Here is a 14,631-nt window from a genome sequence, read left to right as displayed (position 1 = left end):
GCGCGTCCTTTCGTCCCCCCACGAGGATGTGATGGTCCGGTGCGGCCGTCCCGTTGCTAGCCTTGGGGGCGAAGGAGGACGCCCATGATCCGAACTCTCGTCGCCGCCTGCCTCGGCCTCGTCGCCCTCGCGCCCCTCGCCGGCCCCGCCGCCGCGCAGTCCGACGCACAACCGAGCCACTGCATCGCCATCGCCGACGCGGCGCCCGGCATCGAGTACCTGCACAAGGCCAGCTGGCAGGCACCGGTGCCGCGATACTCGGTCCGGCTGCACTACATTACCCACGCCTCGTTCCTGATCCGGACCGAGGAAGGCCTGAACGCGGTCACCGATTTCACCGGCTACATCGGCAACACCACGATGATCCCCGATGTGGTCACCATGAACCACGCCCATTCCTCGCACTGGACCGCGCATCCCGACCCGGCCATTCCGCACGTCCTGCAGGGCTGGGGCGAAGATTTCGGAACGGGCATAGACCACCACGTCCGCATCGGCGACATGACCGTCCGGAATGTCTCGACCGACATCCGGTCCGGCTTCGGCAACCGCGAGGAAAGCGGCAACTCGATCTTCGTGTTCGAGACGGCGGGCCTTTGCATCGTGCATCTGGGCCACCTCCACCACGAGCCGAACGAGCAGCAATATGCCGCGCTCGGCCGCGCGGACGTGCTGATGGTGCCGGTGGACGGCGGCTACACCATGCCGCGCGGCAACATGATCGAGGTGGTCGAGCGGCTGAAGGCCCCCATCGTCATCCCGATGCACTGGTTCTCGACCTATGCGCTGGAGGACTTCCTCGACGGCGTGTCCGAAATCTGGGCGGTGGAGCGCGTGGGCGGTCCGACACTGGAAGTGTCGCTCGCCGACCTGCCCGACCGGCGCACCGTCATGGTGCTGGAGCCCGGCTGGTTGACGGACGCGGCGGCCGACGAGGCCCCGGCGACACCGTCGGACTAGGCCCGGCGGCTGGACCTTCCCGCGTTGGTCGCTAGGGTTCCGCCCTGCACCACAGCGGACCGGACCATGCCCCTATCCCCAGCCGACGACGCGTTTCTCTCGGACCTGCGCGCACGCCTGCCAGACGACACGATCCGCCGGGCCGAGGCGCGCCATCTCGAAGAGCCGCGCGGACGTTGGCGGGGCGCTGACGCCCCGCTGGCCCTGCCCCGCAGCGCAGAGGACGTGTCCGAGATCGTCCGGCTCGCCGCCGAACGGCGCGTGGCGCTGGTGCCGCAGGGTGGCGGAACGGGGCTTGTCGGCGGGCAGATCATGCAGGGCGGCGCCCCCCTGATCGTCTCCTTCGACCGGATGACCGCGATCCGCGCCGTCCACCCCGAGGAATACGTCCTGACCGCCGAGGCCGGCGCCGTGCTGGCCGACGTGCAGGCCGCGGCGCAGGAGGCCGACCGGCTGTTCCCGCTGTCACTCGCCTCGGAAGGCTCGGCCCGGATCGGCGGACTGCTATCGACCAATGCGGGCGGCGTGAACGTCCTGCGCTACGGCAACGCGCGCGACCTGTGCCTCGGCCTCGAGGCGGTGCTGCCTTCGGGAGAGATCTGGCACGGGCTGCGACGGCTGCGGAAGGACAACACCGGCTACGACCTCAAGAACCTCCTGATCGGGGCGGAAGGCACGCTCGGCTTCATCACCGCCGCGACGCTGCGGCTTTTCCCCCGGCCCGCGGTCACCGGCACCGCCTTGATGGCCGTGCCCGACCCGCGCGCGGCGCTCGACCTCTACGCCCGCGCCCGCGCACGTCTCGGCGAGGGCGTCAGCGCGTTCGAGCTGATCGGGCGCACCGGGTTCGACTTCCTTGCCGAGACCCTGCCGGAGGTGCGCCGCCCCTTCGACCCGGCGCCGGAGTGGACCGTTCTGATCGATGTCGGGATGGCGCAGGGCCTCGACGCGCAGGCCGCCTTGGAGGCTCTCTTCGCCGAGGCGTTCGACGGGCGCTGCGTGACCGACGGGCTCGTGGCGCAATCCGAGGCGCAGACCCACGACTTCTGGGAGGTCCGAGAACGTATCCCCGAGGCGAACCGCTTGATCGGCGCGGTCAGCTCGCACGACATCTCGGTCCCGCTGGGTGCGATCGCCGACTTCATTCCCGAAGGCATCGCGCGGCTGAAGAAGATCGGCGACTTCCGGGTGAACTGCTTCGGCCACGTGGGTGACGGCAATCTGCACTACAACGTGTTCCCGGTCCCGGGCCGGAGCCGCGCCGACCACGAAGGCGACCGCGACGCCATCAAACGCTGCGTCCACGACCTCGTGCACGAGATGGGCGGGTCCGTCAGCGCCGAGCACGGCGTGGGCCGGCTGAAGGTGGACGACCTCGAACGCTACCAGGACCCGGCCAAGCTGGGCGCCATGCGCGCGATCAAGTCCGCGCTCGACCCTAGAGGCATCATGAACCCCGGCGCGGTCCTGCGGGCGCGTGACTAGGCCGACCGCGACTTACATGCCTGCGAAGACGCAGCCGTCCGACAGGAACATGGGCGGCGTCAGGCAGAGGCCCCGCGCCGTCTCGAACGCGGCCAGAACCTTCGGCACGTAGTCCCGCGTTTCGGCATAGGGCGGGACGCCGCCGTGCGGCTCGATCGAGTTCTCGCCGGCATTGTAGCCCGCCAGCACGAAGATCGGGTCGCCGTCGAACTTGGTCATCAGGAAGTCGAGAAAGGCCACGCCGCCCTGGATGTTGTCCTTGGGATCGAAGCTGTTGGAGACGCCGAATCGTTTGGCCGTGGCGGGCATGAGCTGCATGAGGCCCTTGGCGCCTGCACCGCTCACCGCCTCGGCCCGGCCACCCGATTCCACCGCCATGACGGCGAGCGCCAGCGCGGGCGAGACCTGCGTGCCGACGCTGGCGGCGAGGATGTCGCGGCCGTGGCGCCGCGCGATGTCCTGGAGCGTCTGGAGACGGGGTGCGGACACCGCCCCCCCGCCGCGCGGCTTCTTCAGTTCCAGCAGGGCGGGCTCCAGCCGACCGGGCCCGGCCCCGTCGAGGCCCGCGCCGACCGCGTCCCAGAACCAGCCGTAGCGTCCGGCACCCCCGGCGCGGCCCGGCGCACGTGGCGCCGCGGCGCCGGCCGCCGCTGTGGCGATGGCGCCGTCCGGCTCGGCCGTGGGTGCACGACGCTCGGGCGGTGGCAGCACGGCGGGATTGGCCCGCGGTGCGATTTGTACGGTGATGCGCTTGCCCACGCCGGATTCGGGCGGCTTCACGCGCTTGAAGGTAAACTCGGCGCTCGCGGGGGCGGCACACATCTGGATCGTCAGCCAGATCGCGGCCATGGCCCGCCATCGGGGGATCGGTCGCATGGGTTTTTCCTGCCTCGACAGGCCTCGGAGCGGGCCCTTTGTCCACAGGATGCCAGAGTGACGCCGCATCACCAAGCGTGGGCTTCGCATCCCGGTCATATGGGCGGCAAGGCTGCCACAAACGTCACGTCCCACAGGGGTGCGCACCTCATTTCGGAAATACTTTTTTAATACATTCAAACGGTTGCAGGCGCGGCCGCGTGAAACAAGGCGGTTTGCAAAAACGAACCGATCGCGTCCAACTCGTGCCGCAATCCAACGGCTAATTATACCCATACCGCGACGGGACAGGGACCTGAGAGACCCCGCCAACGGACCGGCCGGTTGGGAAAAAGAGAGCAAACTTTACATCTACGGAGAGCTTCCATGTTCAAGTTCATCAACACCTTCCGCAAAGACGAAGACGGCGCAGTCACCGTGGACTGGGTCGTGCTGACCGCGGCCGTCGTCGGCCTGGCGATCGCAGCATACGGCACCATCTCGGAAAACGCGCTGGGCCTCATCAATGCCGCCGGCGAAGAAGTGGCCGCGCAGGACACCTTCGACGAGTGATGCCTTTCGGCGGGAGGGCCCCGGCTCTCCCGCTTCGTCTGAACCGCTGCCTCCCGGGTTCCCCCGAACCGGACCAGGGCAGCCCGGGCGGCACGTCGGGTTCCCCGACGCCGCGTGATCATCAGAACGGGCCTCTACGATGAAACAGCTTTTCGGCCGGATCATTGAAGACGAAGACGGCGCTGTGACGGTCGACTGGGTCGTTCTGACGGCCGCCGTGGTCGGCTTGGCAACGGCCGCTTACGTGCAGATCAACCAGAACTCGGTGTCGCTCATCCAGAGCGCCAGCAACCAGGTCGGCGCAGAGCAGGCCAAGCTGGCGGCGATGACAGGCGGTTCCTGACGGACGGACGATCCCGAACGTGTCGCGGCCCCGCGCCGCGACCGCTCGACCCAGAGGCCCTTCGGGGCCTCTTCTCGTTCATGTGCGCCACGATCCGGGGCCGAATGCCCGCCCCTTGCCACGATCCGCGAAATCGGCGCGGTCGCGCCATGTTTTCACCCCAACGGCGGGCTAGACCCGTTCCGATAACATCCCCGCCCGCGGGGCAGAGAGAACGCCGAAAGGAACGAGCATGAGACTGATCTTCGGACTTGTCCTGATCGCCGGGCTGGGTCTGGCCGGCTTCGCGGTCTACATGGCCCAGAACTACATCGGGGCCTACGAGCAGGCACTCAAGGAGGAACGCGCGAAGGCCGCCGAGGCCGCCAGCGTCCCGACCGAACGCATCTGGGTGGCCAAGCGCTCCATCCTCTACGGTGAGCCGCTCAGCCCGGACGACGTGCGACTGGCCCACTGGCCCAAGGACGCGCTTCCGCAGGACTTCTTCCCCGAGGCCGAGCCGCCGGTGGTCGAAGGAGACCTCCCCCGCGTCGCGACCCGCCAGATCGAGAAGAACGAGGCCCTGATGAAGGTGAAGGTCAGCGAACCCGGCGGCGATGCCGGCCTGACCTCGCGCCTCGAGCGCGGCCAGCGCGCCTTCGCCATCGAGGTCAACGTGGCCACCGGCGTGTCGGGCTTCCTGCGTCCCGGCGACCGTGTGGACATCTACTGGACCGGCAACGTCCGCGCCGAGGGCGTCGACGTGCCCAAGGGCGAGGTCACCAAGCTGATCCAGACCGGCGTCGAGCTGATCGCCATCGACCAGACCGCCAACACCGATAGCACCGCAGCGGCCATCGCCCGCACCGTGACCGTCGCGGCGACGCCGCAGGTGGTCGCCTCGCTCGCACAGGCGCAATCCACCGGCCGCCTGTCGCTGTCGCTCATGGCCGCGCACGACGACACCATCGCCGAGGCGATCGAGGTCGACCAGCGCAAGCTCCTGGGTATCGAGGGCCGCGATCGCAAGGCCGAGAACAAGACGCTCGAGGTCTGCACGATTCGCACCCGGCGCGGCTCGGACGTGGTGGAAATCCCGATCCCCTGCACGAACTGATGCTAAATCAAAGCCTTATCAGAAACGGCGCGGGTCTCTCCCGCGCCGTTTTCGATTCGCGTGTTGCCGCTTGTCCACATCAGGGGTCGCGGCGAAGTCATTGATTCTTGCATGGATTCGGAAACTCACGCAGTGTGACCGCAAATGCAGGCAACAAGACCTGCACCCGAGGCGTGATCGAAAGGCAGGTCACATGAACATCGACAGGTTTCTCCGGGCGGCCCTCGCGGGGGTGGTCCTTGCCGCTGCACCCATGGCGGCGGACATCGCGAGCGCTCAGAACCTTCGCGTGGTGCAGGGCAGCATCGGGCGGGCGCTCAGCGTCCCCATGAACCGTGCCGTCGTGGTCGAGAGCGAGACTCCCTTCGCGGAGCTCTCCATCGCCAACCCCGCCATCGCCGACATCTCATCGCTGTCGGATCGCACCATTTACGTGCTCGGCAAGGCGCCCGGCACCACGACGCTGACGATTCTCGACGAGAACGGGCGACTGATCTCCAACGTCGACGTGCGCGTCGCCGCGGACGTCACCGAGTTCAAGGAACGGCTGGGGCAGATCCTGCCCGGCGAGGACATCGAGGTGCGCACCGCCAACGACGGCATCGTTCTGTCGGGCACCGTGTCCTCGATCCAGAAGCTCGACCGCGCGCTTGAACTCGCGCAACGCTATGCCCCCGAACGGGTCTCGAACCTGATGACGGTGGGCGGCGTGCAGCAGGTCATGCTCAAGGTCCGCTTTGCCGAGATGCAACGCTCGGTTTCGAAGGCGCTGCGCTCGTCGCTCTCGATCCTCGGCGACGGCTTCGGCGGTGATCTTGGCGTGCGCGCCGGCACTGGCAACTCGGTGGGCAACACGGCCGTCGGACAGGCCACGCCTAGCGGCGACTCCACCGGCGCGGCGCTTCTAGGCTTCGACGCGGGCGGCCTCGAGGTCGGCATCCTGCTCGAGGCGCTCGAGACCAAGGGCATGGTCCGCACCTTGGCCGAGCCGAACCTCACCGCGCTGTCGGGCCAGGAAGCCCAGTTCCTCGCCGGCGGCGAATACCCCGTGCCGGTCAGCCAGCAGGACGGCGCCGTCTCGGTCGAATACAAGCCCTTCGGCATCGAGCTGGACTTCGTTCCGCGCGTGGTCGACGGCGATCTCATCAACCTCGAGCTAAAGACCGCCGTGTCGGCGATCGACAGTGCCAACGGCGTACAGATCGAGGGCTTTTCGATCGACGCGTTTTCGCGCCGCGAGGCCTCCACCACAGTGGAGCTGCGTGACGGCGAGAGCTTTGCCATCGCGGGTCTGCTGCAGGACGACTTCACCGACCTGAACGGTCAGGTGCCGTGGCTCGGCGATATCCCGGTCCTCGGCGCGCTGTTCCGTTCGGCGGAATACCAACGCAGCCAGACCGAGCTGGTGATCATCATCACCCCGCACCTCGTGACGCCGACGCGTGGCGAGGCTCTGGCCCTGCCCACGGACCGGGTGCGCCCGCCGTCCGAGAAGGACCTGTTCCTGTACGGCCGCACCACCGGCGGCACCCGCCGCCCGCAAAGCGGCGCCGCGGGCGAGGTCGCGCGCCAGGACTTCAACGGGTCCTACGGCTACGTGATGGATTGAGACGGACAATGAGGAGGCCGCCGATGCGCCGCAGCACCATCCTGATCGCCGGATGCCTCCTTGGCGCCGCGGCCTGCGAGAACGCGGGACACGATCCCGTCTACACCCAGTTCCACCGCGAGAGCGGCGCGCTGATCGATACCACCGGTTTCGGCGAGGCGACCAAGCGCAACACCGCCCTGATGAAGGGTCAGGCGCGCTATACCTATGACCTCGCCCAGCGTTTCGCGGCCGAGGTCGAGACCACGGTCAACTTCGCCTTCAACTCCGCCGAGTTGAGCCCCGCCGCACGCGAGACCCTGCGCCGGCAGGCGAACTGGATCCGGCAATTCCCCGAAATCAACTTCCGCGTCTATGGTCACACCGACCTCGTGGGCGGGGACGCCTACAACAAGGCGCTCGGCCTCGCCCGCGCGCAGGCTGCCGTGGCTTATCTCGGCACGCAGGGTGTGAGCCTGTCGCGGCTCGAGGCGGTCGTCTCCTACGGTGAAACCCAGCCGCTGATCGTGACGCAGGGCCGCGAGCGTCGGAACCGCCGCACGGTGACCGAAGTGTCGGGCTTCGTGCAGGGCCACCAGAACGTGCTCGACGGCAAGTACGCGCAGATCATCTACCGCGACTACGTGGCAAGCGCGCAGGCGCCGACCACGCTGGCCTCGGGCGAGGTCTCGACCGTCGGCGACTGAGACCGGCGTCCGGCCCCGGGCGCCCCTCCCCTGCTATCGCGGCACGCTTGAAATAGGCGGCCGCCGGAGCCCACGCACAGACGCGTGAGTGTCCGACCATCGTGGACCGATACCGTACAATTACGATTTTTTGGTCCAAATGTCGCCGCCATTCGACGGCACCTTCCCCAATGACGGCCTCCGTCCCGTCCCGATCGCGGGACGTCACCCGGAGCCGCCGGGCCCCGACACGCGCGCGATTCCGCGTCCGGTCGGCCGTGCCCGGTCTGATGGAGAAGGATGAAGGGCACATGACCAGTTCCACGCCGAGTTCCGCAGAAAGCAGCCCGGTGCGCGCGTGCACGATCAGTCGTGACGTCCAGCTGTTCGACCTGCTGATCGAGGACATGGAATCGCTTCTGGGCGAGAACTGGGGCGATCTCGGCTTTGCCGAGGCGCGGATGTTCCTCGGTCAGGACGAGGCAAAGTCGCTGGAATTCGTGGCGCTGGCCATCGACGACACCGACGAGGACAATATCGACCAGATCGCGGGACTGATCACGCTGGCCAAGAGCCGCGGCGTGAAGGTCGTGCTGATCGCCGAGGACGTGACCCCCGGCGCGCTGCACACGCTCCTGCGGACGGGTGCGGACGAGTTCGTCCCCTACCCGCTGCCCGAGGGCGAGCTGGCCGAGGCGGTCGAGCGGCTGCGCCGTCCCGCGCCGACGACCGCGCTTGCGCTCGCCGCCGAAGAGGGCGGTGCCGCAGGAGAGGCCAACGGATCGGTCAAGCTGACCCGCGGCGGCGATGGCGTGACCATCGCGGTTCACGGCATGGCCGGCGGCGTCGGCGCCACGACCTTCGCGGTGAACCTCGCCTGGGAACTGGCCACTGTCGAGAAGGACAAGGAGAAGGCGCCACGCGTGCTTCTCCTCGACCTCGGATTGCAGTTCGGGTCGGTGGCGACCTATCTCGACCTGCCGCGCCGCGAGACCGTGCTCGAGATCATGACCGACATCGACACGCTCGACAGCGACAGCTTCGCGCAGGCGCTGGTGCGCTTCGACGACCGGCTCTCGGTGTTCACCGCGCCGCCCGACCTTCTGCCGCTGGACATGATCGGCCCGACCGAGGTGGGCAAGATCCTCGACATCGCGCGCGATCACTTCGACTTCGTCGTGGTCGACCTGCCGCAGGCGATCACCCAGTGGTCCGAGACCGTCCTCAACGCCGCGCAGGTCTTCTTCGCCCTCGTCGAACTCGACATGCGCTCTGCCCAGAACACCGTCCGCCTCAAGCGCGCGCTGCAATCCGAGGACCTGCCCTTCGACAAGCTGCGCTTCGTGCTCAACCGGGCGCCGAAGTTCACCGACCTGCAGGCCAAGAGCCGCGCCAAGCGCATGGCCGAGAGCCTCGGCGTCGCGTTCGACCTGCAAATGCCCGACGGCGGACGGCAGGTTCTCCAAGCCTGCGACCACGGCCTGCCGCTGGCGAGCCAGGCCGCCAAGAATCCGCTCCGCCGCGAACTCCAGAAGCTCGCGCAGTCCCTCTATGCCGTCGGCCAGACCGACGCAGACGCAGCCTGAGGAGCCGCTGAATGTTTTCCCGCTACAAGAAGTCCGGCGCGGACGCGACGCCCGTCGCCGCAGCCGCGGCTGCCGCTCCCGCTGCCGTCAAGGACACTCCCGCCCCCGAACGCGTGGCCGCCGCCCAGCGCAAGCCCTCGCCCGCCCGCGAGGCGCGCGCGGCCCCGGCGGACAAGGAAAAGAAACGCCGCGAGCGCCTGCAGGAGGTGAAGCTCGAGTTGCACCGCGCGCTTCTGGACAACCTCAACCTCGCCGCGCTCGACCAGGCGACCGAGGCAGACCTGCGCGCCGAGATCCAGTCGATCGCGCAGGAGACGCTGACCGAGAAGGCCATCGTCCTCAACCGCGAGGAACGCCAGACCCTCAACCAGGAGCTCTACGACGAGGTGAAGGGCCTCGGGCCCCTGGAGCCGCTTCTGAAGGACGACACGGTCTCGGATATCCTGGTGAACGGGCCGCACAACGTCTTCATCGAACAGGGCGGCAAGCTGCGGCTGTCCGATGTCCAGTTCAAGGACGAGCGGCACCTGATGCGGATCATCGACAAGATCGTGTCGGCCGTGGGCCGGCGCGTCGATGAATCGAACCCCTACGTGGACGCCCGCCTGGCCGACGGCTCGCGCTTCAACGCGATGGTTCCGCCGATTGCGGTGGACGGCAGCCTCGTGTCGATCCGGAAATTCAAGAAGGACAAGCTGGGCATCGACGACCTGGTCAAGTTCGGCGCCTTCTCCGAGGAAATGGCCGTCTACCTGCAGGCCGCCGTGGCCTGCCGGCTGAACGTCATCGTCTCGGGCGGTACCGGCTCGGGCAAGACGACCACGCTCAACGCGCTGTCTTCGTTCATCGACGACAGCGAGCGCATCCTGACCATCGAGGACACCGCGGAACTTCAGCTTCAGCAGTCGCACGTGGGACGGATGGAAAGCCGCCCGCCCAACGTCGAGGGCAAGGGCGCCGTCACCCCGCGCGACTGTCTCAAGAACGCGCTGCGGATGCGCCCGGACCGGATCATCGTGGGCGAGACCCGCGGCGAGGAGGTCATCGACATGCTGCAGGCCATGAACACCGGCCACGACGGCTCAATGACCACGATCCACGCCAACTCCGCCCGCGACGGCGTGAGCCGCCTCGAGAACATGATCGCGATGGCCGGGATCGAGATGCCGCTCAAGGCGATGCGCTCGCAGATCTCGTCGGCCGTAAACCTCATCGTGCAGGCCTCGCGCCTTCAGGACGGCTCGCGCCGCATGACCTCGATCACCGAAATTACCGGCATGGAGGGCGAGGTGATCTCGATGCAGGAGCTGTTTCGCTTCCAGCGCGTGGGTCTGACGCCCGAGAACAAGATCATCGGCCACTTCACCGCCACGGGCGTGCGGAGCCACTACTCCGAGCGCTTCAAGATGTGGGGCTACGACCTGCCCCCGTCGATCTACGAACCTTTCCGGGGGGACTGACGCCATGAGCGCCGAACTCATCATCTACGGCGTGATCTTCGTCGCCGTTCTCGGCCTGGTGGAGGGCATCTACCTGGTCGCGTTCGGCAAGTCGATCAGCCTGAACTCGAAGGTCAACCGCCGGCTCGAGATGCTCGACAAGGGCACCCGGCGCGACGAAGTCCTCGCCAAGCTCCGCAAGGAGATGGACCAGCACCTCGAAAGCCGGTCGATCCCGATCTACTCGCTGCTGGCCGACCGCGCGCAGAAGGCGGCGCTCGCCTTCACACCGAAGCAGCTCATCATGATGATGGTGGGTCTGTCGATCGTCGCCTTCGTCGGCCTGTCCGTCGGCACCGAGGCATCGCTGCCGGTGCGCATCGTGATCGGCATCGGCATGGGGGTCGGCGGCGTCTTCACCTGGCTCAACATGAAAGCCAAGAAGCGCATCGGCATGATCGAGGAACAGCTGCCGGACGCGGTCGAGCTGATGGTCCGCAGCCTGCGCGTCGGTCACCCGTTCTCGTCCGCGATCTCGATCGTGTCGAAGGAGATCAAGGACCCGCTGGCGACCGAGTTTGGCATCATCGCCGACGAAAGCGCCTACGGCCGCGACATCGGCGAGGCGCTCAAGCACATGGCCGAGCGGCTCGACCTTCAGGACCTCCGCTTCCTCGCCGTGGCCGTGACTATCCAGCAGCAGTCGGGCGGCAACCTTGCCGAGATCCTCGAGGGCCTCGCCAAGGTGATCCGCGCCCGCTTCCGCCTGTTCCGGAAGGTCAAGGCGATCACCGCCGAGGCGCAGTGGTCGGGCAAGTTCCTGTCAGGCTTCCCGGTGGGCGCGCTGATCGTGATCCAGCTGACCGACCCGCACTACTACGACGACGTGCTGGACCACCCGTGGTTCATCCCCGCCTGCTTCATCGTCGGCATCTTCCTGGTCCTGAACCTCTTCGTCATGAAGATGCTCACCAACATCAAGGTCTGAGGTCCCACGCATGCTCGACCAGTTCAACGCGCTCCTCGTCGATACGCTCGGCCCCGCAGGCCCGCTGATCGCGGTGGGGGGCCTCGCGCTCCTGCTGCTGCTGGCCTGCATTCCGCTGCTGCTGTCGCAGAAGCCCGATCCCTACGACAAGCTCAAGCAGACCAACCGCGACCGCATGGAGGCCGAGACCCGCGCCGTTCTGCGCGACAAGCGGCGGGGCGAGAAGCTCAACAAGTACGCCCACTTCCTCGAGCCCCAGGACGCGACCGAGCTGTCCGAGATCCGCATGAAGCTGATGCAGGCGGGATACCGGTCGAAGGAGGCGGTGCGCTACTACTACCTCGCGCAGTTCGTTTTCGGCATCGGCCTGCTGTGCTGCGGTCTCGTCTATTACCTGCTGTTCATGGGCCCCGATGCGACGCCCAAGCAGATGGCGATGTACGTCCTTGGGCCGGGCCTCGTCGGATATTACGGACCGAAATACTGGATCAACAAGCGCCAGCAGGAACGGCAGCAGGAAATCCAGGACGGCTTCCCGGACGCGCTCGACATGATGCTGGTCTGCGTGGAGGCGGGTCAGTCGATGGACCAGGCGATCGTGCGCATCGCCAAGGAACTGCGCCCGTCCTATCCGCACCTTGCCGCCGAATTCCAGCTGGTGAGCTACGAGATGAAAGCGGGCAAGGACAAGTCGAGCGTGCTGGACGACATGTCCGAGCGCTGCGGCGTGCAGGACGTCTCCTCCTTCGTCACCGTGCTCAACCAGTCGGCGACGTTCGGCACCTCGGTGGCCGACGCGCTGCGGGTCTACGCCGCCGAAATGCGTGACAAGCGCGTGATGCGCGCAGAGGAGAAGGCAAACAAGTTGCCGACCAAGATGACATTGACCACAATGATGTTCACGGTCCCTCCGCTCCTGATCATTCTCGTCGGTCCGTCCGCGGTGGGCATCACGCAACTCGGCAAGTGAGGCCATGCGCACAGCGCCCATCGCGCTCCTGATCGTGATCCTCGGACTGGCCGCCTGTTCATCGGGCGGCTTTTCCGAATCCGGCGACCGCCTATTCGCCCCCACCGCCGACCCGCGCGGCGACGCGGTGGACGGCCTGCTTGTGGGCCATCGCCTCATGGACGCGCGCGAACCCGAACTGGCGCTGCAAGCCTATATCCGTGCCGCGGGGGTCTACGGACTGACCGGAGAGGTGCTGTCGGCCATCGGCTCGGCGAACCTCGCGCTGGGCCGCCTGAACCAGGCGGAGGACCAGCTGCGTCGCGCCGTGGACAGCGACACCGCCAACCCCGAGGTCTGGAACAACCTTGGCGTCGTGCTCATGGAACGGGGCAAGACCTCCGAGGCGGCGCAGATTTTCCGAAAGGCCTACGCGCTCGACAGCGGCCAAAGTGACGCAATCCGCGACAATCTGCGCTTGGCTCTCGCAAAACAGGACGAGTCCTTCTATGCTGACGCCGAGGCAAATGAACTGAGGCTCGTGCGACGCGGCACAGGGGAATACCTGATCCGCAACAACAGATAAGCGGGCCCGAGAGCAGTGAAGGACGCACCACGATGCGCCACTCCATTCTTGCCGTCCTCGTTCTGGCGGGGGCGACGGGCCTTGCGGGATGCGAAAAGCTCCCCTTCGGCAAATCCTCCGCGCAGGAGACGGTCGACCGTGCGTTCCAGGGCGTGAATGCCGTGGACGGCACCGGGCTCAACGACGTCATGCTGCAATCGGCCGATCCCGACGAAGCGGTGCGCTACTTCCAGCGCTCGGCCGGGCAGGAGCCCGACCGCATCGAGTTCCAGCGCGGGCTCGCGACCTCCCTGGTCCGCGCCGACCGCACCACCGAGGCGATTGCCGCGTGGGACAAGGTCGTGGCGCATCCAGACGCCGCTCCGGATGACGGGGTGGCGCTGGCCGACGCGCTGATCCGCGCCGGCGAGTGGGAACGCGCGCAGGCGACGCTCAATGCCGTCCCGCCCACCCACGAGACCTTCCGCCGCTACCGGCTCGAGGCGATGATCGCCGACGTGAACGAGGACTGGTCGAAGGCCGACAGCTTCTACGAGACCGCCGTGGGGCTCACCACGACGCCGGCCAACGTGCTCAACAACTGGGGCTTCTCGAAGCTGACCCGGGGCGAGCACCGCGAGGCCGAGCGCCTGTTCACCGATGCGATCCGGCAGGATTCCTCGCTCTTCACCGCCAAGAACAACCTGATGCTGGCGCGCTCGGCGCAGGGCAACTACGCCCTGCCCCCGATCCCGATGACACAGGAGGAGCGGGCCGAGCTTCTGCACACTCTGGGCCTCGCCGCGATCAAGCGCGGTGACGTGGCGCTGGGCAAGGGGCTTCTGGAAGACGCGCTCGAGACGCATCCGCAGCACTTCGAGGCCGCCGCGCGCGCGCTCGACGCGCTGGGCCAGGTCGCTTCGGCGCGCTGAGCGCCGTAGGTGGAGGGGCCTCGTCATGGACATCGCGTCGGCCACCGCGCTGTGGTTTTTGCCCGTCGTGGGGCCGATCTGCCTGTGGGTGATGTACACCGACATGAGCCGGATGAAGATCACCAACAACGCGGTGGTCTGTCTCGTGGCGGTCTACGCGGTGCTGGGTCTTCTCGCGCTGCCTTTTGACATCTGGGCCTGGCGCTGGACGCACCTTCTGGTCGTGCTGGTCGCGGGGATCGCGCTGAACGCGGGCGGGGCGATGGGCGCGGGTGACGCCAAGTTCGCCGCGGCGGCGGCGCCGTTCATTCATCTCGGCGACCTGCGCTTCCTGATGGTGCTGTTCGCCGCGACGCTGCTGGCGGCCTTCGCCGCCCACCGCCTGGCCCGGGCGACGCCGCTGCGGCGGCTCGCTCCGAACTGGGTGAGCTGGTCGTCCGGAGAGCGGTTTCCCATGGGGCTTGCCCTCGGCGGGACGCTGGCACTCTACCTCGCGCTCGGGGTCGCCTACGGCAGTTGAGCCTCGCGGCAGAATTTTATCTAAAATTCTGCGCCCTGCCCCGACCGTCCACGCAGCCTCCAGCCG

15 protein-coding genes are annotated in these 14,631 nt (G+C 67.4%); 14 read left to right on the top strand and 1 reads right to left on the bottom strand.

The genetic code is table 11. The features are described from left to right. Nucleotides 1-84 precede the first annotated feature (84 nt). Both BMX29_RS06685 and BMX29_RS06680 read left to right on the top strand, forming a co-directional pair. Complete coding sequence (locus BMX29_RS06685) at nucleotides 85-960, top strand: MBL fold metallo-hydrolase (protein WP_092811410.1); 876 nt, start codon at nucleotides 85-87, stop codon at nucleotides 958-960. Between the two features lie 66 nt (nucleotides 961-1,026). Beyond that, the gene (locus tag BMX29_RS06680) at nucleotides 1,027-2,445 is read left to right on the top strand and encodes an FAD-binding oxidoreductase (protein ID WP_092811408.1); all 1,419 of its coding nucleotides are present in this window, start codon (nucleotides 1,027-1,029) and stop codon (nucleotides 2,443-2,445) included. A 12-nt stretch (nucleotides 2,446-2,457) separates the two neighbouring features. Here BMX29_RS06680 and BMX29_RS06675 read toward each other — a convergent pair whose 3' ends face one another. Next, nucleotides 2,458-3,321, bottom strand: a complete 864-nt coding sequence (locus tag BMX29_RS06675; RefSeq protein WP_092811406.1) for a lytic transglycosylase domain-containing protein — start codon at nucleotides 3,319-3,321, stop codon at nucleotides 2,458-2,460. Between the two features lie 366 nt (nucleotides 3,322-3,687). On the opposite strand from BMX29_RS06675, the gene BMX29_RS06670 reads away from it, so the two are divergent. From BMX29_RS06670 to BMX29_RS06615, 12 genes are all read left to right on the top strand, one after another. Then, the gene (locus BMX29_RS06670; RefSeq protein WP_092811404.1) at nucleotides 3,688-3,873 is read left to right on the top strand and encodes a Flp family type IVb pilin; all 186 of its coding nucleotides are present in this window, start codon (nucleotides 3,688-3,690) and stop codon (nucleotides 3,871-3,873) included. 139 nt (nucleotides 3,874-4,012) lie between these two features. Continuing rightward, nucleotides 4,013-4,216, top strand: a complete 204-nt coding sequence (locus BMX29_RS06665) for a hypothetical protein (RefSeq protein WP_043842098.1) — start codon at nucleotides 4,013-4,015, stop codon at nucleotides 4,214-4,216. Nucleotides 4,217-4,448: 232 nt separating this feature from the next. Further along, nucleotides 4,449-5,312, top strand: coding sequence for a Flp pilus assembly protein CpaB (gene cpaB / locus BMX29_RS06660; protein WP_092811402.1), 864 nt, complete (start codon nucleotides 4,449-4,451; stop codon nucleotides 5,310-5,312). A 193-nt stretch (nucleotides 5,313-5,505) separates the two neighbouring features. Continuing rightward, complete coding sequence (locus BMX29_RS06655; RefSeq protein ID WP_092811400.1) at nucleotides 5,506-6,921, top strand: type II and III secretion system protein family protein; 1,416 nt, start codon at nucleotides 5,506-5,508, stop codon at nucleotides 6,919-6,921. Nucleotides 6,922-6,944: 23 nt separating this feature from the next. Continuing rightward, nucleotides 6,945-7,607: an OmpA family protein gene (locus tag BMX29_RS06650; protein ID WP_043842095.1), complete on the top strand. Its 663-nt coding sequence runs from the start codon at nucleotides 6,945-6,947 to the stop codon at nucleotides 7,605-7,607. A gap of 290 nt (nucleotides 7,608-7,897) precedes the next feature. Further along, the gene (locus tag BMX29_RS06645; RefSeq protein ID WP_092811398.1) at nucleotides 7,898-9,172 is read left to right on the top strand and encodes a CpaE/TadZ family protein; all 1,275 of its coding nucleotides are present in this window, start codon (nucleotides 7,898-7,900) and stop codon (nucleotides 9,170-9,172) included. An 11-nt stretch (nucleotides 9,173-9,183) separates the two neighbouring features. Further along, a complete protein-coding gene (locus tag BMX29_RS06640; protein ID WP_092811396.1) occupies nucleotides 9,184-10,632 on the top strand; it encodes a TadA family conjugal transfer-associated ATPase in 1,449 nt (482 codons plus the stop codon). A 4-nt stretch (nucleotides 10,633-10,636) separates the two neighbouring features. Then, the gene (locus tag BMX29_RS06635) at nucleotides 10,637-11,599 is read left to right on the top strand and encodes a type II secretion system F family protein (protein ID WP_043842091.1); all 963 of its coding nucleotides are present in this window, start codon (nucleotides 10,637-10,639) and stop codon (nucleotides 11,597-11,599) included. A 10-nt stretch (nucleotides 11,600-11,609) separates the two neighbouring features. Next, nucleotides 11,610-12,569, top strand: a complete 960-nt coding sequence (locus BMX29_RS06630; protein ID WP_092811394.1) for a type II secretion system F family protein — start codon at nucleotides 11,610-11,612, stop codon at nucleotides 12,567-12,569. Between the two features lie 4 nt (nucleotides 12,570-12,573). Further along, nucleotides 12,574-13,134: a tetratricopeptide repeat protein gene (locus BMX29_RS06625; RefSeq protein ID WP_175471147.1), complete on the top strand. Its 561-nt coding sequence runs from the start codon at nucleotides 12,574-12,576 to the stop codon at nucleotides 13,132-13,134. A 32-nt stretch (nucleotides 13,135-13,166) separates the two neighbouring features. Next, nucleotides 13,167-14,045: a tetratricopeptide repeat protein gene (locus BMX29_RS06620; protein ID WP_043842088.1), complete on the top strand. Its 879-nt coding sequence runs from the start codon at nucleotides 13,167-13,169 to the stop codon at nucleotides 14,043-14,045. A gap of 25 nt (nucleotides 14,046-14,070) precedes the next feature. Next, nucleotides 14,071-14,565 (top strand): prepilin peptidase, encoded by a 495-nt coding sequence (locus BMX29_RS06615; protein WP_092811392.1) that lies wholly within the window; start codon nucleotides 14,071-14,073, stop codon nucleotides 14,563-14,565. The last annotated feature ends 66 nt before the right edge of the window (nucleotides 14,566-14,631 follow it).

The organism is Roseivivax marinus (assembly GCF_900109705.1).
GTDB classification, from domain to species: domain Bacteria; phylum Pseudomonadota; class Alphaproteobacteria; order Rhodobacterales; family Rhodobacteraceae; genus Roseivivax; species Roseivivax marinus.
Note: the sequence above shows the minus strand (reverse complement) of the source record. Positions and strands in the feature narration are given on the sequence as shown.

Excerpts from the sequence above, each read along its gene's own strand:
- BMX29_RS06685 (WP_092811410.1), top strand. The coding sequence starts at position 85 with ATGATCCGAACTCTCGTCGCCGCCTGCCTCGGCCTCGTCGCCCTCGCG.
- BMX29_RS06680 (WP_092811408.1), top strand. The coding sequence starts at position 1,027 with ATGCCCCTATCCCCAGCCGACGACGCGTTTCTCTCGGACCTGCGCGCA.
- BMX29_RS06675 (WP_092811406.1), bottom strand. The coding sequence starts at position 3,321 with ATGCGACCGATCCCCCGATGGCGGGCCATGGCCGCGATCTGGCTGACG.
- BMX29_RS06670 (WP_092811404.1), top strand. The coding sequence starts at position 3,688 with ATGTTCAAGTTCATCAACACCTTCCGCAAAGACGAAGACGGCGCAGTC.
- BMX29_RS06665 (WP_043842098.1), top strand. The coding sequence starts at position 4,013 with ATGAAACAGCTTTTCGGCCGGATCATTGAAGACGAAGACGGCGCTGTG.
- cpaB (WP_092811402.1), top strand. The coding sequence starts at position 4,449 with ATGAGACTGATCTTCGGACTTGTCCTGATCGCCGGGCTGGGTCTGGCC.
- BMX29_RS06655 (WP_092811400.1), top strand. The coding sequence starts at position 5,506 with ATGAACATCGACAGGTTTCTCCGGGCGGCCCTCGCGGGGGTGGTCCTT.
- BMX29_RS06650 (WP_043842095.1), top strand. The coding sequence starts at position 6,945 with ATGCGCCGCAGCACCATCCTGATCGCCGGATGCCTCCTTGGCGCCGCG.
- BMX29_RS06645 (WP_092811398.1), top strand. The coding sequence starts at position 7,898 with ATGACCAGTTCCACGCCGAGTTCCGCAGAAAGCAGCCCGGTGCGCGCG.
- BMX29_RS06640 (WP_092811396.1), top strand. The coding sequence starts at position 9,184 with ATGTTTTCCCGCTACAAGAAGTCCGGCGCGGACGCGACGCCCGTCGCC.
- BMX29_RS06635 (WP_043842091.1), top strand. The coding sequence starts at position 10,637 with ATGAGCGCCGAACTCATCATCTACGGCGTGATCTTCGTCGCCGTTCTC.
- BMX29_RS06630 (WP_092811394.1), top strand. The coding sequence starts at position 11,610 with ATGCTCGACCAGTTCAACGCGCTCCTCGTCGATACGCTCGGCCCCGCA.
- BMX29_RS06625 (WP_175471147.1), top strand. The coding sequence starts at position 12,574 with ATGCGCACAGCGCCCATCGCGCTCCTGATCGTGATCCTCGGACTGGCC.
- BMX29_RS06620 (WP_043842088.1), top strand. The coding sequence starts at position 13,167 with ATGCGCCACTCCATTCTTGCCGTCCTCGTTCTGGCGGGGGCGACGGGC.
- BMX29_RS06615 (WP_092811392.1), top strand. The coding sequence starts at position 14,071 with ATGGACATCGCGTCGGCCACCGCGCTGTGGTTTTTGCCCGTCGTGGGG.